A 16168-nucleotide genomic window follows, 5' to 3' on the forward strand; every position below is an offset into this window, starting at 1 on the left:
GTGCAGGGTTGGTGTTGGTACAGCAGGGGGCGATCAATTCGCCTCTAAAAGGGGATCGAGCGCACGCACATGCTCGACTTGCCAGCCAAGCGGAACCACGTCCCCGACGGCGAGCGCGGGATCGAGCTCGGCAATCGGCTGTTTCACGAAGAAGTCGTTCTTGCCGCAGACTTCCAAGCGAACCCGGACGTGGTCGCCCAGATAGATGAATTCCGCCACCCTCCCTGAGAAGCGGTTGACACAGTGTTCGCTGACGCCGTTGAGGCTCACCCGTTCCGGACGGATCGACAGGGTCACCGGCTCGCCGGGCTGGCCGACGTTCACCGCCAGGGCCTCGACTTTCTCGCCGCGCGCCAGCTCCACCAGGCAACGATCGCCAGTGTGGCTGTGCAGGCGACCGTTGAGACGGTTGTTTTCGCCGATGAAGTTGGCGACGAAGGTATTTTTCGGCTCTTCATACAGGGTGCGCGGTGGGGCGATCTGCTGGATTTCGCCCTGGTGGAATACCGCCACGCGGTCGGACATGGTCAAGGCTTCGCCCTGGTCGTGGGTCACGTAGACCACGGTCACGCCAAGGCGCTGATGCAGGTGCTTGATTTCCATCTGCATGTGTTCGCGCAATTGCTTGTCCAGCGCACCAAGAGGTTCATCCATCAGCACCAGCTGCGGCTCGAACACCAGCGCCCGGGCCAGGGCCACCCGTTGTTGCTGGCCGCCGGACAATTGCGCCGGGTAGCGTTGGGCGAAGCTGTCCAGCTGGACCATGCTCAGGACGCGCTTGACCCGATCGCTGACGTCGCTCTTGTTCAGGCCTCGCACGGTCAACGGGAAAGCGAGGTTCTCGGCGACAGTAATATGGGGGAACAAGGCGTAGTTCTGGAACACCATGCCGATGTCGCGCTTGTGTGGTGGCACATTGTTGATCGAGCGCCCGGCCAGCAGAATCTCGCCGGCGGTTGGGGTTTCAAACCCGGCGAGCATCATCAGGCTGGTGGTCTTGCCGGAGCCTGAAGGCCCGAGCAGGGTCAGGAATTCGCCTTTGCGAATGTCCAGGTTAAGGTCTTTGACGATCAGGTTCTCGCCGTCGTAGCTCTTCTGCACACCACGAAAGCTGACCAGCACATCGCTGGCCCCCGCGCTTGAATCGACCTGGCTCATACCCGCACCTTTTGTTTTGATGACTGCTTGTGAATCAAGCCTAGTGGAGCCTGGGGTCCGCGCAAATCGGGACGCAGGAGAGAATCGCCTCAGCCGGATGGAAGAGTCGGGGTAGGGATTGCCCTACAAGGATGGCGGGATTGGGTAAATGCAGCGGCGAGTTTTAAGCGGCAAGCTGCAAGCAGGGGCAAAAAGCGCTGTTGGGGTGTGTCGCAAATGGATATGCCAACACAAAACCCAGGGGGAATGGTGAAGTTCAGAGCAACTTGTGCTCCATCGCATATTTCACCAACTCCGCCAATGAGGTGATGTTGAGCTTTTGCATCAGCCGCGCCTTGTGGGTGCTGATGGTCTTGCTGCTCAGGGCCAGTTGCTGGGCGATGTCGTTGACGTTGGCGCCCTGGGCCAGGCGTTCGAAGACTGAGAACTCGCGCTCGGACAGCAGCGAGTGCAGCGGACGCGCGTCGGTCAGGCCGACTTCGAAGACCATACGGTCGGCCAGGTCCGGGTCGATGTAGCGCCCGCCGGCCGCGACCTTGCGAATCGCCATGAGCAGCAGGGCCGGGTCGCTGTCCTTGGTCGCGTAGCCAGCGGCCCCTACTTTCAATGCACGGGCGGCCATTTGCGCCTCGTCATGCATCGACAGCACCAGGATGGCCGGTGGATTGTTCAGCGCCCGGATCCGTGGGATCGCCTCCAGCCCGTTGACACCGGGCATGGAAATGTCCAGCAGCACCACTTCGCAGGGCACATGACGCAGGGTTTCGAGCAATTGTTCGCCATTGCTCGCCTCTCCCACCACCACCAGATCCTTGGCCAGGCCGATCAACTGTTTGATGCCTTCCCGGACGATGGTGTGGTCTTCGGCTACCAGTACACGGATCACATTGCTCTCCAGATTCAGGGGCTCATCGCAAACGTGTTCGCAATGGCTACTTTACGCTCTACATCCTTGCCAACAGATCCATCGCTATCGCGAGCAAGCTCGCTCCCACATTGGATGGGTGATTGAACACAGGTGTTGAATCCACCCCGCAACCATGTGGGAGCGAGCTTGCTCGCGATAGGGCCAGCCCAGGCGACCCAAGACCATCAGACCTCATGCAACGGCACCCGCACCGACAAGGTCGTCCCCTCCCCCGGTTCACTGTCCAGGGTCAATTGACCGCCCATGATCAGCACCCGCTCACGCATGCCGACCAGACCAAAGGACGTCGGCCGGCTGGTATCGGCAATAAATCCTACACCGTCGTCGCTGACCGTCAGACATAAATCAGCGCCTTGTTGAGCCAGCGTCAACTCCACGGTATGCGCCTGGGCATGGCGCATCACGTTGGTCAGCGCCTCCTGGAGAATCCGAAACAGGCCGATGGCCTTGGCATCGCTCAAGGGCGGCAGATTGTCCGGCACCTGCACCAGGCAAGGAATCTGCGTACGCGCCTCGAAGCGCCGGGCCTGCCATTCGATGGCTGAGGCGATACCGGCATCCAGGATCGGCGGGCGCAACGCCGTCGCCACGTCCCGCACCAGTTGGAACAACTGGGCAATCAAACGCTTCATGCTGTTAAGCCGCTCATGCAGGCCCGGGTCGAGTTGCGCGTAGGCCAATTCACACATGGAAGTTTCAAGCTTCAACACCGTCAGCATCTGGCCCAGCTCGTCGTGGACTTCCCGGGCAATACGGGCTTTTTCCTCTTCCCGCACGCTTTCCAGGTGCGCCGACAATTCGCGCAGCTGCTCCCGGGAACGGGCCAGTTCCAGCTCGATGCGCTTGCTGTCGGTGATGTCCCAGACGATACCGTCCCAGACATAGGCGCCATCCTCGAGACGACGGGTGATCGCCTTGATCTCGGCCCATCGTTCCTGGCCTTCGCGGGTCAGGATGCGGCCCTGCCATGACCAATCGCTGTCGGTGTCCAGCGCCTGGTCCTGGGTGCGGTGATAATCGGCCTTGTCCTCCGGGTGCACCAGGCTGCGTAGCCCGGTGTCGCTGCGGGCCAGGGTTGCAGGGGAATAACCCACCAGGCTTTCGCTGCCTTCGCTGATGTAGGCAAAGTCGATCTGGCCGGTCACCGGCGCCCGCTCCAGGCGAAAGACCAGGCCCGGCACATTGGCGGCGATGCCTTGCAGCCGCGCCTCGCTTTCGCGCAACGCCGCCAGCGCACGTCGGCGCTCGGTCACATCATTGAGGTAGACCACCAGGTATTCGGCGTCACGAAAACGCAGGAAGCTCAGGGACACGTCGGCCGGCAGGATGCTGCCGTCGGCTCGCACGCACTCGGTTTCGAAGCTCTGCGGCCCCTCTTCACTGGCCCGGGCGCGCTTCCACAGGTTCAACCAGCGGTCCATGTGCAAGCCCGGCTCGAAGTCGATCAAGGGCCGGTCGATGATGGCGCCCGAAGCGTAGCCAAGCATGGTTTCGGCCGCTCGGTTGGCGTAGCGCACGTGGCTGTCCCAATTGACCCACAGAATGCCGACGGTGCTTTGGTCGATGGAAAACTGCGTCAGGCGCAAGGCTTCTTCGCTGGCAGCACGCTGGGCGATGTCTTCCCTCGCGGCACGCAGACGGCGCTCCAGGCCACGTTGCTGGCGGCGCTGCCAGAACACGATGGCGACACTGCTGAGCAGCAGGGCCAGGATCAACAGGGTCAGGTTCTGCCAGAAACCCGGGGTTTCGGTCAGGCGTGGGTATTTGGGCTTGAGCCAACGGCTGTGCAACTGCTCCAGCTCCTTGGCCGGGATCGCCTGCAAACCGCTGTCGATGATTTCTGCCAGCTCCGGCCAGTCCCGGCGTGTGGCCACCCGTAGCAACTGCGGCAGACCAATGTCGCCCACCACCGCCAGCTCGGCGAATTCGGGCTCGACCATCAACCGCCCCAACTGCGCTTCGTCGACCACCGCGTATCGGGCCTGCTGGGTCAGCAGCAATTGCAGGGCCTCACGCTCCATCGGCACGCCTTGCAGGTTCAGCGTCGGGTAGTTGCTGCGCAGGTAATCAGCCGTGGCGCTGGGCATGCGCACCGCGACACGGGCCTGGGCGTCGAGTTTTTCCAACTCCACCCCCTCAGCCCCTTTCTGCGCACCGACGATCAATTGCGGCACGCGCATGTAGGGATCGGAAAACTGCCAGAGCTTGAGCCCGCCCGGGGATTGGGTCAGGCCCGGAGCGACGTCCACCTCGCCAGCACGCACCGCGGCTTCCAGTTGCGCCACGTCCTGGAAATTGCGCCAGGTCAGCTCGACGTTCAAGGCCTTGCCCAGCCACTGCATCAACTCGACGTTGGTACCGGACAACCGCTGTAAACGCCGGTCGTATTGCGCATAGGGCGCCTGCAAGACCAGGCCGACCCGCCATTGCGGATGTTGCACCAGCCATTGGCGCTGCCCTGCATTCAATTGCACCCCAGGCGCCGACGGCGCGGGCGCGGCCCACGCCATCAAGGGAAGCCATAAACAGCCGATAACCCACAGGCAGCAAAAACGCATCATCGAAGTCTCATGCACTGACAAATACTGACCAACCCATTAGGCTGCCGGAAATACTTCTGGTCATGGAATATCCGATGCCCTCTGTTTATCGCCTGGCGTTGCCAGCATTGTGCCTGTCGCTGATCCTGCCAAGTGCCTTTTCTGTCCAGGCCAGCGAAACGGCCCCCGCCGCCGAGCAACCTGCCCAAGAAAAAACCGTCGAGCGCCAGCCTTTGCTCGAGCGTAGCCAGGAAGAAGCGGCTGCACTTGGACGAAAAATCCCGCCCCAGGAACAGCAGCAGTTGCAGACCGGCAGCGACACCTTCCTGGCGCTGTGGAAACCGGCCAATACCAGTGAACCCAGGGGCGCGGTCATCATAATCCCCGGGGCCGGTGAAACAGCTGACTGGCCTCAAGTCGTCGGCCCATTGCGCAAAAAGTTGCCCGATGTCGAATGGAGCAGCCTGAGTATCACCCTGCCGGACCTGCAAAGCGACGTCATTGCACCACGCGTAGTGGAAGCACCGCCCGAGACCAAACCGGCCGACACCGCTGCCGCGGCACCGGACGCCACCACTTCGGCGCCGATCGAACAGGTCGCAGGCGGCGAAGCCGATGCGGTGGATCCGGTCGTTGCGCCAAACGATGAAGAGCACGCCAAGGCCGACGCCGAGCGCATCTTCGCCCGTATCGATGCGGCGCTGGCCTACGCCGAACAGCAAAGCGCACGCCGCATCGTGCTGCTGGGCCATGGCACCGGCGCCTATTGGGCCGCGCGTTACTTGAGTGAAAAGCAGCCCTCGCAAGTCGAACGCTTCGTGATGGTGGCTGCGCAGACGCCGGTCACTGCCAACCCCGGCCTGGCCGAACTGACCCCAACCTTGAAGCTGGCGACCGCCGATATCTTCTACATGGACAAACCGCTGGATCGCAACGCGGCGCTGGAGCGCTTGCAGGGGAGCAAGCGCTTGAAAGGTTCGACCTTCAGCCAAGTGTCCCTCAAGGCCCTGCCGAACCCGTCGGCGGAGCAGGAACAGCTGTTTCGGCGGGTTCGGGGTTGGTTGAATCCGCAGAAGCCGGGGGAGTAAGGGGCACTACAGACATCAGACCGGAGGCAGAATGTGGCGAGGGGATTTATCCCCTCGCCACAAATGCTCCCCGCAGCGCTACCGAAAATCCCGCCGTTCCCGAATCAGTCGATAGGCGTTATGCAACTCCCGGGTTTTATCGGTGGCCTCACGCACCTGCAACGGTGTCGCGCCGCTGCCGGCAATCTTGTCCGGGTGATGCCGACTGAGTAGCCGCCGGTAAGCGCGCTTGATCTGCGACGGTTCGCTGGTGGCCGAAACCCCCAGCAAGCGCAGGGCTTCCTGATAGGTCACGCCGGCGTTGGGCCGCGACAGTTTCTGCGGTTCGTAATCGGCCGCCAGCGCCTGGACCTGTTGCGGCGTCCAGCCCAACCAGCGGCCCCATTGGGCCACCAGCTCCCGCTCACTGACACCGGCACGCCCATCGGCCCAGACCATCCGCCAACAGGCGCGCAGCACCCCTTCAGCCGCATGGGGCTGGACGGCCAGGCGGCGCATGTAACCGCGCAAGCGATCGTTTCCGGACTTGCCACGGTTGAACGCCGCGATCGCCCGGCGCTGCGCAGATTCGCTCAGGTCCAGCGCCCGCATCTCCTGGCGAGCCTGCTGGATGTGGCCGTCGACCACACGCCCATCGCATTTGGCCAGGCGTCCGAGCAATACAAACAACAACTCATCGTTGCGCAACGCCGGGCGGCCGCCCAGCCGCTCACGTATTTGTGCCCAGCCCTGCAGGTTCAGGCGCCGGTCTAACGCCTGTCCCAACAACGCACCAAGCATGGCCCCCGGAATGCTGGCTATGGCAAAGCCCGCCCCGGCTCCAATCAGAGTCCCTGGCCACCACATATCAACCGCTCGCTTCTATCAAGGTTTCGACCTGCGCCAACCGTTCATGGGTACCGACATCGACCCAATGCCCTTTCAGGTGCTCGCCACTGACGCGCCCCTCAGCCATGGCCGTGCGCAACAGCGGTGCGAGCTTGAAGGCACCGCCTGTGCAACCGTCGAACAACCGCGGGTGCAGGACGGCGATGCCGCTATAGGTCAGGTTGTCGGCAGGCGTTTGCCCATCGTGAACCTTTCCGTCGGCCAGGATGAAATCGCCGTCCGGGTGATGCTCTGGATTATCGACGAGCACCAGGTGTGCCAGCCCTTCTAGCGGCCTGCGCAAGGCGCTGAAATCGTAGTCGGTCCAGATATCGCCGTTCACCACCACAAACGCGTCATCGCCCAGCAGCGGCAAAGCCCGGAAAATCCCACCGCCGGTCTCCAGCGGCTCGCCTTCGGGCGAAAACCGAATGCTCACGCCAAAACCTGAACCGTCCCCCAGGTGATCTTCGATCTGCTGGCCGAGCCAGGCGTGATTGATCACGATCTCCGAGAACCCGGCCTTGGCGAGCGCCCGCAAGTGGTACTCGATCAAGGGGACGCCACCCACGCGAATCAACGGCTTTGGCGTGGTCAGGGTCAAGGGGCGCATGCGCTCGCCCTTGCCCGCCGCCAGGATCATCGCCTTCATGCCGTTGCTCCGGCCGATTGGCGCAAGCTGCCAAGCAGCTCTTCGAGCGGCGCCAGTTCAGGACGCCGGGCAATGACCGCTTCTATATAAGCAAAGAAGCGCGGCACATCGCCTAGGTAACGTGGCTTGCCATCACGGTGGCAGATGCGCGCGAAGATCCCGATGACCTTGAGGTGACGCTGCACGCCCATCAAATCGCTGGCCCGCAGGAAATCCTCGAGATCCGGCTGGACGGGAATGCCGAGGACGCCGGCCTGTTGCCAGTAAGTCTCCAGCCAGCCACGCACACGCGCTTCGGGCCAACTGAGGAAAGCATCCTTGAACAGGCAGGTCACGTCATAGGTGACCGGGCCATAGACCGCATCCTGGAAGTCCAGCACACCGGGGTTCGGGACGCTGAGCATCAGGTTGCGCGGCATGTAGTCGCGGTGCACCAGCACTTTGGGCTGGGCCAGGGCACTGTCGATCAACAGCTCGCTGGCCTGTTGCCAGAGTTGCTGCTGGGCCGAATCGAACTCGATGCCCAGCTCGCGCTTGACGTACCACTCGGGAAACAATTCCAGCTCCCTACGCAGCAACGCGACGTCGTAGCTCGGCAACGGCGCGACCATCGGCAGTTGCTGGAAAGCCAACAAGGCTTGCAGGGCATCAGCGAATAAATCGTCGGCATTTTCGCCGTCGATCACATCCAGATAGGTCTGATTGCCCAGGTCATTGAGCAAAAGAAAGCCGCGATCGAGGTCTTCGGCATAAATTTTCGGCACGTTGATGCCGGATTTCGCCAGCAAAAAAGCAATATCCACGAAGGGTTTGCAGTTTTCCTGGGGCGGTGGCGCATCCATCACGATCAAACTGCGGCCCTCGCCTTCCCAGCGGAAGTACCGCCGGAAACTCGCGTCACTGCTGGCGGCGGTCAACGTGGCCGGGGGTACGGCGCCCCAGCCCTGTTGAGTGAAAAGGATCGGCAGTTGTTCATCGAGCCAAAGTTTCAGGTGTTGCAAGCGTACATCTTGGTCGGGCATTGCAAGGGTCTCCGACGGCGCTAGCCGTCAAGCGGGTCATGCTTTATTATCCAGCATCTTTTTCAGACCATCGAGAGGCGTGCGGCCCACACCGCGGGCAGATGGCACGCAGGAAGCCCGGACTAATAAGATGGCATTGAAATCCCCCGCGTTTCGTAAAAAATTTCCGTTGCTGGTCACCGGCAGTCTGCTGGCCCTGCAACCCCTGGCCTCTTCATTCGTCGTCGCGGCGCAGCAGTATGACTGCTCCGTCTCCGCTTCGGGTGCCTGGGACTGTGCGCCCAAGACACCGGCCGCCGCGTTACCGCCGCGTCCCGTGCATGACGGCAGCGCGGTTTCCGATAGCGGCGCGGCTGCGGCCGACAGCAGCTCGGGCGAGGTCGCCGGCGAAAAGCCGATGCTCGTTACCGAAGCCAAGGGCCGAGGTCTGAAGTCGCGCAGTGCAGACTACAGCCACCTGGATTGGGTTCCACGAGAGAACCTCACCCCGGCGCAACTGGCTGAAACCGGTCCGTACTGCGCCGGTGCCTATATCGAGCCGACGCGTCCTGGCATGAATGACAAGACCGCCAAGAGCGACGCCCCCACCTTCCTCGGCGCCAAGGCGTCACGCTATCAGCAGGAAGAACAGGTGGCGACCCTGGCCGGTGACGTGGTCATGCGCCAGGGCAGCATGCAGGTCGAGGCCGACGAGGCCAGCCTGTACCAGGCCGAGAACCGTGGCGAGCTGAGCGGCAACGTGCGGGTTCGCGACAACGGTACGCTGATCGTCGGCGACCACGCCGATGTACAACTGGACACCGGCGAAGCCAAGGTCGACAACGCCGAATACGTGATGCACAAGTCGCGCATCCGCGGTAACGCGCTGTACGCCAAGCGCGCCGAGAACGCGATCATCCGTCTCAAGGACGGTACGTACACCACGTGCGAGCCGGGCAGCAACGCCTGGACGCTCAAGGGCAACAACATCACCCTGAACCCGGCTACCGGCTTCGGCACCGCGACCAACGTGACGCTGCGGGTCAAGGACATTCCAGTCCTGTACACGCCTTATATCTATTTCCCGATCGACGACCGTCGCCAGTCCGGCTTCCTGCCGCCGACCATCGGCAGCGGCACCGATACCGGCTTCCTGCTGGTCACCCCGTACTACTTCAACCTGGCACCGAACTACGACGCCACGTTGTACCCGCGCTACATGAGCAAGCGTGGCCTGTTGATGGAAGGCGAGTTCCGCTACCTGACCAAGTCCAGCGAAGGTCAGTTCGGTGCGGCTTACCTTAATGATGAAGAAGACGAGCGCGCCAAGCAGTCCGACTACAGCAAGACCCGCTATATGTACAACTGGCAGCACAAGGGCGGGCTCGATTCGCGCGTGCTGACGGAAGTCGATTACACCAAGATCAGCGATCCTTACTACTTCCAGGATCTGGAGACCGATCAGATCGGCGTCGAGTCCAGGGATTATGTAAACCAGCAAGGGGCCATCAGCTATCGGGGTGATAATTATGTTGCCCGCTTGAATGCCCAGGCTTATCAGATGGCGACGATTTCGAAGATCACGCCTTATAACCGTCTGCCTCAAATAACCTTTGATGGCGCACTACCTCAGCATCCCTACGGCCTGGATTTCGCTTACAAGACGGAATTGGTTCGGTTTGATCGGGACTTGAGGAATGGCCTTTACAGCAACGAAGAAGGTGATACAACACCGTGGCTGGATAACAACATCCGCGGCCTTGCGCGGGCTAATGGCAATCGCCTGAATTTGGCACCGGTCATGAGCCTGCCGATGGAAGCGACCTATGGCTACATCAAGCCGTCTCTGAAATACCAGTACACCCAATATGATTTGGATCTGGACAGCAGAGGTAAATCGCAGGTTGCTTCGCAGAGCGCCGAGGCCGATCGTCTGCGCGGCACCTACAGCAGCAGCCAAAGCCGTGGCGTTCCGATCGCCAGCATTGACAGTGGCCTGTATTTCGACCGCGACACCCAGTGGTTCGGCACCAACTATCGCCAGACCCTGGAACCACGCCTGTTCTACCTCTATGTACCAGAGAAGGATCAGAGCGACATTCCGGTCTTCGATACCAGCGAATCGACTTTCAGCTATTCCTCGCTGTTCCGGGACAACCGCTTTACCGGTTCCGACCGTGTCGGCGACGAAAACAAACTGTCCTTGGGCGTAACCAGCCGCTGGATCGAAGAAAACGGCTTCGAACGCCAACGCGTCAGCGTCGGCCAAGCCCTGTACTTCAAGGATCGCGAAGTGCAGTTGCCAGGCATCGATTTCAAGACACGCGAGGACGCCAAGTCGGACGTTTCCCCGTATGCCTTGGAATACGAATACCGCTGGAATCGCGACTGGCGCACCACCGCCACCTACAACTGGGACCCAGACACCCGCAGTCCTCGCTCGGGTAGCGCGATGTTCCATTATCAGCCGGAAGACAACCCGAACAAGGTCATCAACGCTGGCTACCGCTATCGCAACGACCAAGTCCGCTACGACGAGGCTACCGGTCAGTGGCAAGTGGGCGGCGGCGACTACGGCACACCAGGCACACCTGGCTACGTGAAAGACTACTACAAGATCAAGCAGCACGACTTCTCGGTCATCTGGCCGATCGTGCCGCAGTGGAACGTCATCAGCCGTTGGCAGTATGACTACAACCGCAACCGTACCCTGGAAGCCTTCGGTGGTTTCGAATACGACAACTGCTGCTGGAAACTGCGCCTGATCAACCGTTACTGGGTCGACTATGAAGAGTTCAGTCAGGCCGCCCCGGAAAACGAAAAAGGCGACCACGGCGTCTTCCTCCAAATTGTTCTGAAGGGACTCGGCGGCCTGACCGGCGCCAAGGTAGAGAGCTTCCTCGACAAAGGCATCCAAGGTTATCGTGAACGTGAAGATCAAGCTTTCTGATTGTCTGCGCCCGCTGATGCTGGGCGCGCTGTTCCTGGGTACCGCGGCCAACGCCGCGGTACAGTCCATCGATAAAGTGGTGGCCATCGTCGACAACGACGTGGTCATGCAGAGCCAGCTGGACCAACGCGTCCATGAAGTGCAGCAAACCATCGCCAAGCGCGGCGGTGGCCTGCCGCCTCCGGGCGTGCTGGACCAACAAGTGCTCGAGCGCCTGATCGTCGAAAACCTGCAATTGCAGATTGGCGAACGTTCCGGCATTCGCATCACCGATGAAGAACTGAACCAGGCCGTGGGCACCATTGCCCAGCGCAACAACATGAGCATCGACCAGTTCCGCGCCGCCCTGGCTCGCGACGGCCTCTCCTACGAGGACGCCCGCGATCAGATCCGCCGCGAAATGGTCATCAGCCGTGTGCGCCAGCGCCGTGTCGCCGAACGCATCCAGGTGTCGGAGCAGGAAGTGAAGAACTTCCTTGCGTCCGACCTGGGCAAGATGCAGCTTTCCGAAGAGCTGCACCTGGCGAACATCCTGATTCCTACCCCGGAAAGCGCCAACTCCGAAGCCATCCAGAGCGCTTATCGCCAGGCAATGGATGTCTACCAGCAGCTCAAGCAAGGCGCTGATTTCGGCCAGATGGCTATAGCCAAGTCGGGCAGCGACAACGCCCTGGAAGGCGGCGACATGGGCTGGCGCAAGCCCGCTCAACTGCCACCTCCGTTCGACCGTGAACTGAGCGCCATGGCCGTGGGCGACATCACCCAGCCAGCACGCACGCCAGGCGGCTTCATCATCCTGAAAGTGCTGGAAAAACGCGGTGGCGGAACCCAGGTCCGTGACGAAGTACATGTTCGCCACATCCTGATCAAGCCAAGCGAGATTCGCAGCGAAGCCGAGACCAAGCGCCTGGCCGAGAAACTCTACGACCGCATCGAAGCGGGCGAAGACTTCGCCGAACTGGCGAAGAGCTTCTCGGAAGACCCGGGGTCGGCCCTCAACGGTGGCGACCTGAACTGGGTTGACCCGAATGCGCTGGTTCCCGAGTTCCGCCAGGTCATGGCCGACACGCCGCAAGGCCAGCTGTCCAAGCCGTTCAAGAGCCCTTATGGCTGGCACGTGCTGGAAGTCCTTGGCCGCCGCGCCACCGACAGCACCACCCAGGCGCGCGAACAGCAGGCGATGACCGTATTGCGTAACCGCAAATACGACGAAGAGCTGCAAACCTGGCTGCGTCAGATTCGCGACGAAGCCTACGTTGAAATCAAACTTCCTGGTGCAGACCAGGCAGCGCAGTGAAACCCAAGCGTTTCGCGCTGACACCCGGCGAACCAGCCGGCATCGGTCCCGACCTGTGCCTGCTGCTCGCCTCGCAACCCCAGCCACATCCCCTGATAGCTATCACCAGTCGCGAGCTGCTCCTTGAGCGGGCCGCGCAACTGGGGGTGGTTGTTGACCTGCTGCCGGTGTCACCCCAGGCCTGGCCGGATGCTCCGGCGCCCGCCAACAGCCTGTATGTCTGGGATACGCCGTTGGGCGCCCCGGTCGTCACCGGGCAGTTGGATCAGGCCAACGCCGCGTTCGTCCTGCAAACCCTGACCCGCGCTGGCCAAGGCTGCCTGGACGGAGCGTTCGCCGCCATGATCACCGCTCCGGTGCACAAGGGCGTGATCAACGAGTCCGGGATTGCCTTTTCCGGGCACACCGAATTCCTGGCTGAGCTGACCAACACCGCGCAAGTGGTGATGATGCTCGCCACCCGTGGCCTGCGTGTGGCCCTGGTGACCACCCACCTGCCCTTGCGGGACATCGCCGACGCCATTACCCCGGAACGCCTGGAACGGGTCACGCGCATCCTGCACGCCGACCTCCAGGAAAAATTCGGCATCGCCCGGCCACGCATCCTGGTCTGCGGGCTCAACCCCCATGCCGGCGAAGGCGGACACCTGGGCCGTGAAGAAATCGACATCATCGAACCCACCTTGGAGCGCTTGCGCAGCGAGGGCATGGACCTGCGTGGCCCGCTGCCTGCCGACACTCTGTTTACCCCCAAATATCTGGAGCACTGCGATGCGGTGCTGGCGATGTACCACGACCAGGGCCTGCCCGTGCTGAAGTACAAAGGCTTCGGTGCGGCCGTCAACGTGACGTTAGGCCTGCCGATCATCCGTACCTCCGTGGACCATGGCACCGCCCTGGACCTGGCCGGCAGCGGCAAGATCGATACGGGCAGCCTGCAAGTCGCGCTGGAAACCGCCTACCAGATGGCCGAGACCCATTTATGACCGAGCAATACCAACACCGCGCGCGCAAGCGCTTCGGCCAGAACTTCCTGCATGACGCCGGCGTGATCGATCGCATCCTGCGCTCCATCCGGGCCAAGCCCGACGACCGCCTGCTGGAAATCGGGCCGGGCCAGGGCGCCCTGACCGAGGGCCTGCTCGACAGCGGCGCGCAACTGGACGTCGTGGAACTGGACAAAGACCTGGTCCCGATTCTTAACCAACAGTTCGCCGGCAAGAGCAACTTCAGCCTGCACCAGGGCGACGCGCTGAAGTTCGACTTCAATAGCCTGAACGCCGAGCCGAACAGCCTGCGGGTGGTGGGCAACCTGCCGTACAACATTTCCACGCCGTTGATCTTCCATCTGTTGAGCAATGCCGGTCTGATCCGCGACATGCACTTCATGCTGCAGAAAGAAGTGGTCGAGCGCCTCGCCGCCGGCCCTGGCGGTGGCGACTGGGGTCGCCTGTCGATCATGGTCCAGTACCATTGCCGGGTCGAACACCTGTTCAACGTCGGTCCGGGTGCATTCAACCCGCCGCCAAAAGTCGATTCGGCCATCGTCCGCCTGGTGCCCCATGCTGTCCTGCCACACCCGGCCAAAGATCATCGCCTGCTGGAGCGGGTGGTGCGCGAAGCGTTCAACCAGCGCCGTAAAACCTTGCGCAACACCTTGAAACTGTTGCTCAGCAGCGCCGAAATCGAAGCCGCCGGCGTCGACGGCAGCCTGCGCCCCGAGCAGTTGGACCTGGCGGCGTTCGTACGCCTGGCCGACAAGCTCAGCGAACAGGCCGCTCCGCAAGCCGACGCCAACTGAACGGGTGACGAGCGCTATCGGGCAGTACGCCAGTCTGGTCTACTACCCGATACTTGGCCTAGACTGATCTCCTGAGTCGCGCCCGCGTCCCGCTTCGTTTTTAAGGCCTTATTTGCATGTCTGATCCTCGTTACCAGGTCGACGTCAGCGTCACCACCCGTTTTCTGGCAGAACAGTCGCAACCCGAGCATGACCGCTTCGCCTTCGCCTACAGTATTACCGTGCGCAACAACGGCTCGTTGCCGGCCAGGCTGCTGTCGCGGCACTGGGTCATCACCGACGGCGACGGTCATGTCGAAGAAGTGCGCGGTGAAGGCGTGGTTGGCCAGCAGCCGTTGATCGACGCCGGCGCAAGCCACAGCTACAGCAGCGGGACGGTGATGACCACCAAGGTCGGCACCATGCAGGGTACCTACCAGATGCTGGCCGAGGATGGCACACGCTTCGATGCCGTCATCAAGCCCTTTCGCCTGGCCGTGCCCGGAGCCCTGCACTAATGGCCACCTATGCGGTCGGCGACCTGCAAGGCTGCCTCGACCCGCTCAAATGCCTGCTGGAACGCGTCGCCTTCGATCCGCAAAAAAGATACGTTGTGGCTGGTGGGTGACTTGGTCAACCGGGGTCCGCAGTCCCTTGAGACGCTGCGCTTTCTCTACAGCATCCGCCAGTCGCTGGTGTGTGTGCTCGGCAACCACGACCTGCACCTGTTGGCCGCCTGGCAGAACATCGAGCGCCTGAAAAAATCCGATACCTTGAGCGAAATACTCGCCGCCCCCGATTGCATTGAACTGCTGGAGTGGCTGCGCCAGCAAAAGCTCATGCATTACGACGAGCAACGCAACCTCGCGCTGGTCCATGCTGGCATCCCGCCCCAGTGGTCCCTGCGCAAGGCGCTCAAGTGCGCCGCCGAGGGTGGAACAGGCATTGCGCGACGACAATCTGTTCGCCCCTTACCTGGATGGCATGTACGGCAACGAGCCGGTCAAGTGGGACAACGACCTCACCGGCAGCGCCCGCCTTCGCGTCATCACCAATTATTTCACGCGCATGCGCTTCTGCACCCGCGACGGCAAGCTCGATCTCAAGGGCAAGGAAGGCATCGAGACCGCACCACCTGGCTATGCCCCCTGGTTCAAGCACAGCGAGCGCAAGACCCGTCACCTGAAGATCATTTTCGGGCACTGGGCGGCATTGGGAGGTCAATCCGACGAACCCGGCGTATTTGCCCTCGATACCGGCTGCGTGTGGGGCAGCGCCATGACGCTGATGAACGTCGACACGGGCGAGCAGCTGCGTTGCGATTGCGACGAACAGGGCCACGCCACAATCCATCACCCGACCACTGCACCATTGCCGACCGGCACCGCCGTTTGACCGGTGTTGCGCTCAAGCTACAGGAGTCCCTCATGACCGAATTCAAACGCATCCCCCCGGAACAGGCCCAGGCCCTGCGCGAGCAAGGCGCGGTCGTCGTCGACGTTCGCGACCCAGCCACGTTCGCGGCTTCGCATATCAGTGGCGCCCAGCATCTGGATAACCATTCCATCGCCGACTTCATCCGTGCCGCCGACCTCGATGCGCCAACCGTCGTGGTCTGCTATCACGGCAACTCCAGCCAGAGCGCAGCCGCCTATCTGATCAGCCAAGGCTTCAGCGACGTCTACAGCCTGGACGGCGGTTTTGAGCTATGGCGCACGACTTATCCTGCAGAAATAGCTCAAGGCAATCAGGAATAATTTTTTATGTCGCCCAAGCCCGCGTGAACCGTGGGTTTGGACGCTGGCAGACGAACGGTCTGCCACAACTAATTACGTATTCCACCTTTACCTCCGTGATTCCGAACTATCCTTAGCCTCAGGCCATCCAAAACAGGGGAGAGCCGGTAC

At 61.8% G+C, this 16168-nt stretch carries 13 protein-coding genes and 1 pseudogene; 8 read left to right on the top strand and 6 right to left on the bottom strand.

Going from position 1 to position 16168, the window contains the following annotated elements:
• Positions 1 to 33: 33 nt before the first annotated feature.
• From PSH84_RS25815 to PSH84_RS25825, 3 genes are all read right to left on the bottom strand, one after another.
• Complete coding sequence (locus tag PSH84_RS25815) at positions 34 to 1158, bottom strand: ABC transporter ATP-binding protein (protein ID WP_305481981.1); 1125 nt, start codon at positions 1156 to 1158, stop codon at positions 34 to 36.
• Between the two features lie 256 nt (positions 1159 to 1414).
• Entirely contained in the window at positions 1415 to 2044 is a 630-nt protein-coding gene (locus tag PSH84_RS25820; protein ID WP_122566692.1) for a response regulator, read from the bottom strand.
• Positions 2045 to 2250: 206 nt separating this feature from the next.
• Entirely contained in the window at positions 2251 to 4647 is a 2397-nt protein-coding gene (locus PSH84_RS25825) for a PAS domain-containing sensor histidine kinase (RefSeq protein WP_122566691.1), read from the bottom strand.
• A 74-nt stretch (positions 4648 to 4721) separates the two neighbouring features.
• On the opposite strand from PSH84_RS25825, the gene PSH84_RS25830 reads away from it, so the two are divergent.
• Positions 4722 to 5714, top strand: coding sequence for an alpha/beta hydrolase family protein (locus tag PSH84_RS25830; RefSeq protein WP_305468668.1), 993 nt, complete (start codon positions 4722 to 4724; stop codon positions 5712 to 5714).
• A 78-nt stretch (positions 5715 to 5792) separates the two neighbouring features.
• Here the strand turns inward: PSH84_RS25830 and PSH84_RS25835 are convergent, their stop codons facing one another.
• From PSH84_RS25835 to PSH84_RS25845, 3 genes are read right to left on the bottom strand one after another with little or no spacing between them, the layout of a single operon-like run.
• The gene (locus PSH84_RS25835) at positions 5793 to 6560 is read right to left on the bottom strand and encodes a TerB family tellurite resistance protein (RefSeq protein WP_122566689.1); all 768 of its coding nucleotides are present in this window, start codon (positions 6558 to 6560) and stop codon (positions 5793 to 5795) included.
• 1 nt (position 6561) lies between these two features.
• A complete protein-coding gene (gene murU / locus PSH84_RS25840; RefSeq protein ID WP_122566688.1) occupies positions 6562 to 7233 on the bottom strand; it encodes an N-acetylmuramate alpha-1-phosphate uridylyltransferase MurU in 672 nt (223 codons plus the stop codon).
• Positions 7230 to 8255 carry an aminoglycoside phosphotransferase family protein gene (locus PSH84_RS25845; RefSeq protein WP_305468669.1) on the bottom strand — a complete coding sequence of 342 codons (1026 nt, stop codon included), beginning with the start codon at positions 8253 to 8255 and terminating at the stop codon, positions 7230 to 7232. Before PSH84_RS25845 ends, murU begins: the two co-directional genes overlap by 4 nt.
• Positions 8256 to 8385: 130 nt before the next feature.
• Here PSH84_RS25845 and PSH84_RS25850 point away from each other — a divergent pair, with 130 nt between their 5' ends.
• The 7 genes and pseudogenes from PSH84_RS25850 to glpE all read left to right on the top strand — a co-directional run bounded on the left by PSH84_RS25850 (position 8386) and on the right by glpE (position 16018).
• Positions 8386 to 11184: an LPS-assembly protein LptD gene (locus PSH84_RS25850; protein ID WP_305468670.1), complete on the top strand. Its 2799-nt coding sequence runs from the start codon at positions 8386 to 8388 to the stop codon at positions 11182 to 11184.
• Positions 11165 to 12481 carry a peptidylprolyl isomerase SurA gene (gene surA, locus PSH84_RS25855; protein ID WP_156334343.1) on the top strand — a complete coding sequence of 439 codons (1317 nt, stop codon included), beginning with the start codon at positions 11165 to 11167 and terminating at the stop codon, positions 12479 to 12481. The genes PSH84_RS25850 and surA overlap by 20 nt, the downstream gene beginning before the upstream one ends.
• Positions 12478 to 13467: a 4-hydroxythreonine-4-phosphate dehydrogenase PdxA gene (gene pdxA / locus PSH84_RS25860; RefSeq protein ID WP_122566685.1), complete on the top strand. Its 990-nt coding sequence runs from the start codon at positions 12478 to 12480 to the stop codon at positions 13465 to 13467. The genes surA and pdxA overlap by 4 nt, the downstream gene beginning before the upstream one ends.
• Positions 13464 to 14282, top strand: coding sequence for a 16S rRNA (adenine(1518)-N(6)/adenine(1519)-N(6))-dimethyltransferase RsmA (gene rsmA, locus PSH84_RS25865; protein ID WP_122566684.1), 819 nt, complete (start codon positions 13464 to 13466; stop codon positions 14280 to 14282). The genes pdxA and rsmA overlap by 4 nt, the downstream gene beginning before the upstream one ends.
• 116 nt (positions 14283 to 14398) lie before the next feature.
• A complete protein-coding gene (apaG, locus tag PSH84_RS25870; protein ID WP_122566683.1) occupies positions 14399 to 14779 on the top strand; it encodes a Co2+/Mg2+ efflux facilitator ApaG/CorD in 381 nt (126 codons plus the stop codon).
• Positions 14779 to 15656, top strand: a pseudogene (locus PSH84_RS25875) (symmetrical bis(5'-nucleosyl)-tetraphosphatase). Before apaG ends, PSH84_RS25875 begins: the two are co-directional and overlap by 1 nt.
• A 32-nt stretch (positions 15657 to 15688) precedes the next feature.
• Positions 15689 to 16018 (top strand): thiosulfate sulfurtransferase GlpE, encoded by a 330-nt coding sequence (glpE, locus tag PSH84_RS25880; RefSeq protein WP_122566681.1) that lies wholly within the window; start codon positions 15689 to 15691, stop codon positions 16016 to 16018.
• The last annotated feature ends 150 nt before the right edge of the window (positions 16019 to 16168 follow it).

The organism is Pseudomonas beijingensis, from assembly GCF_030687295.1.
Taxonomy (GTDB): Bacteria; Pseudomonadota; Gammaproteobacteria; order Pseudomonadales; family Pseudomonadaceae; genus Aquipseudomonas; species Aquipseudomonas beijingensis.

What these genes read in the sequence shown, in the direction of transcription:
- PSH84_RS25850 (WP_305468670.1), top strand. Translation starts at nt 8,386, where the DNA reads ATGGCATTGAAATCCCCCGCGTTTCGTAAAAAATTTCCGTTGCTGGTC.
- apaG (WP_122566683.1), top strand. Translation starts at nt 14,399, where the DNA reads ATGTCTGATCCTCGTTACCAGGTCGACGTCAGCGTCACCACCCGTTTT.
- PSH84_RS25825 (WP_122566691.1), bottom strand. Translation starts at nt 4,647, where the DNA reads ATGATGCGTTTTTGCTGCCTGTGGGTTATCGGCTGTTTATGGCTTCCC.
- murU (WP_122566688.1), bottom strand. Translation starts at nt 7,233, where the DNA reads ATGAAGGCGATGATCCTGGCGGCGGGCAAGGGCGAGCGCATGCGCCCC.
- PSH84_RS25815 (WP_305481981.1), bottom strand. Translation starts at nt 1,158, where the DNA reads ATGAGCCAGGTCGATTCAAGCGCGGGGGCCAGCGATGTGCTGGTCAGC.
- PSH84_RS25845 (WP_305468669.1), bottom strand. Translation starts at nt 8,255, where the DNA reads ATGCCCGACCAAGATGTACGCTTGCAACACCTGAAACTTTGGCTCGAT.
- PSH84_RS25830 (WP_305468668.1), top strand. Translation starts at nt 4,722, where the DNA reads ATGCCCTCTGTTTATCGCCTGGCGTTGCCAGCATTGTGCCTGTCGCTG.
- rsmA (WP_122566684.1), top strand. Translation starts at nt 13,464, where the DNA reads ATGACCGAGCAATACCAACACCGCGCGCGCAAGCGCTTCGGCCAGAAC.
- glpE (WP_122566681.1), top strand. Translation starts at nt 15,689, where the DNA reads ATGACCGAATTCAAACGCATCCCCCCGGAACAGGCCCAGGCCCTGCGC.
- PSH84_RS25835 (WP_122566689.1), bottom strand. Translation starts at nt 6,560, where the DNA reads ATGTGGTGGCCAGGGACTCTGATTGGAGCCGGGGCGGGCTTTGCCATA.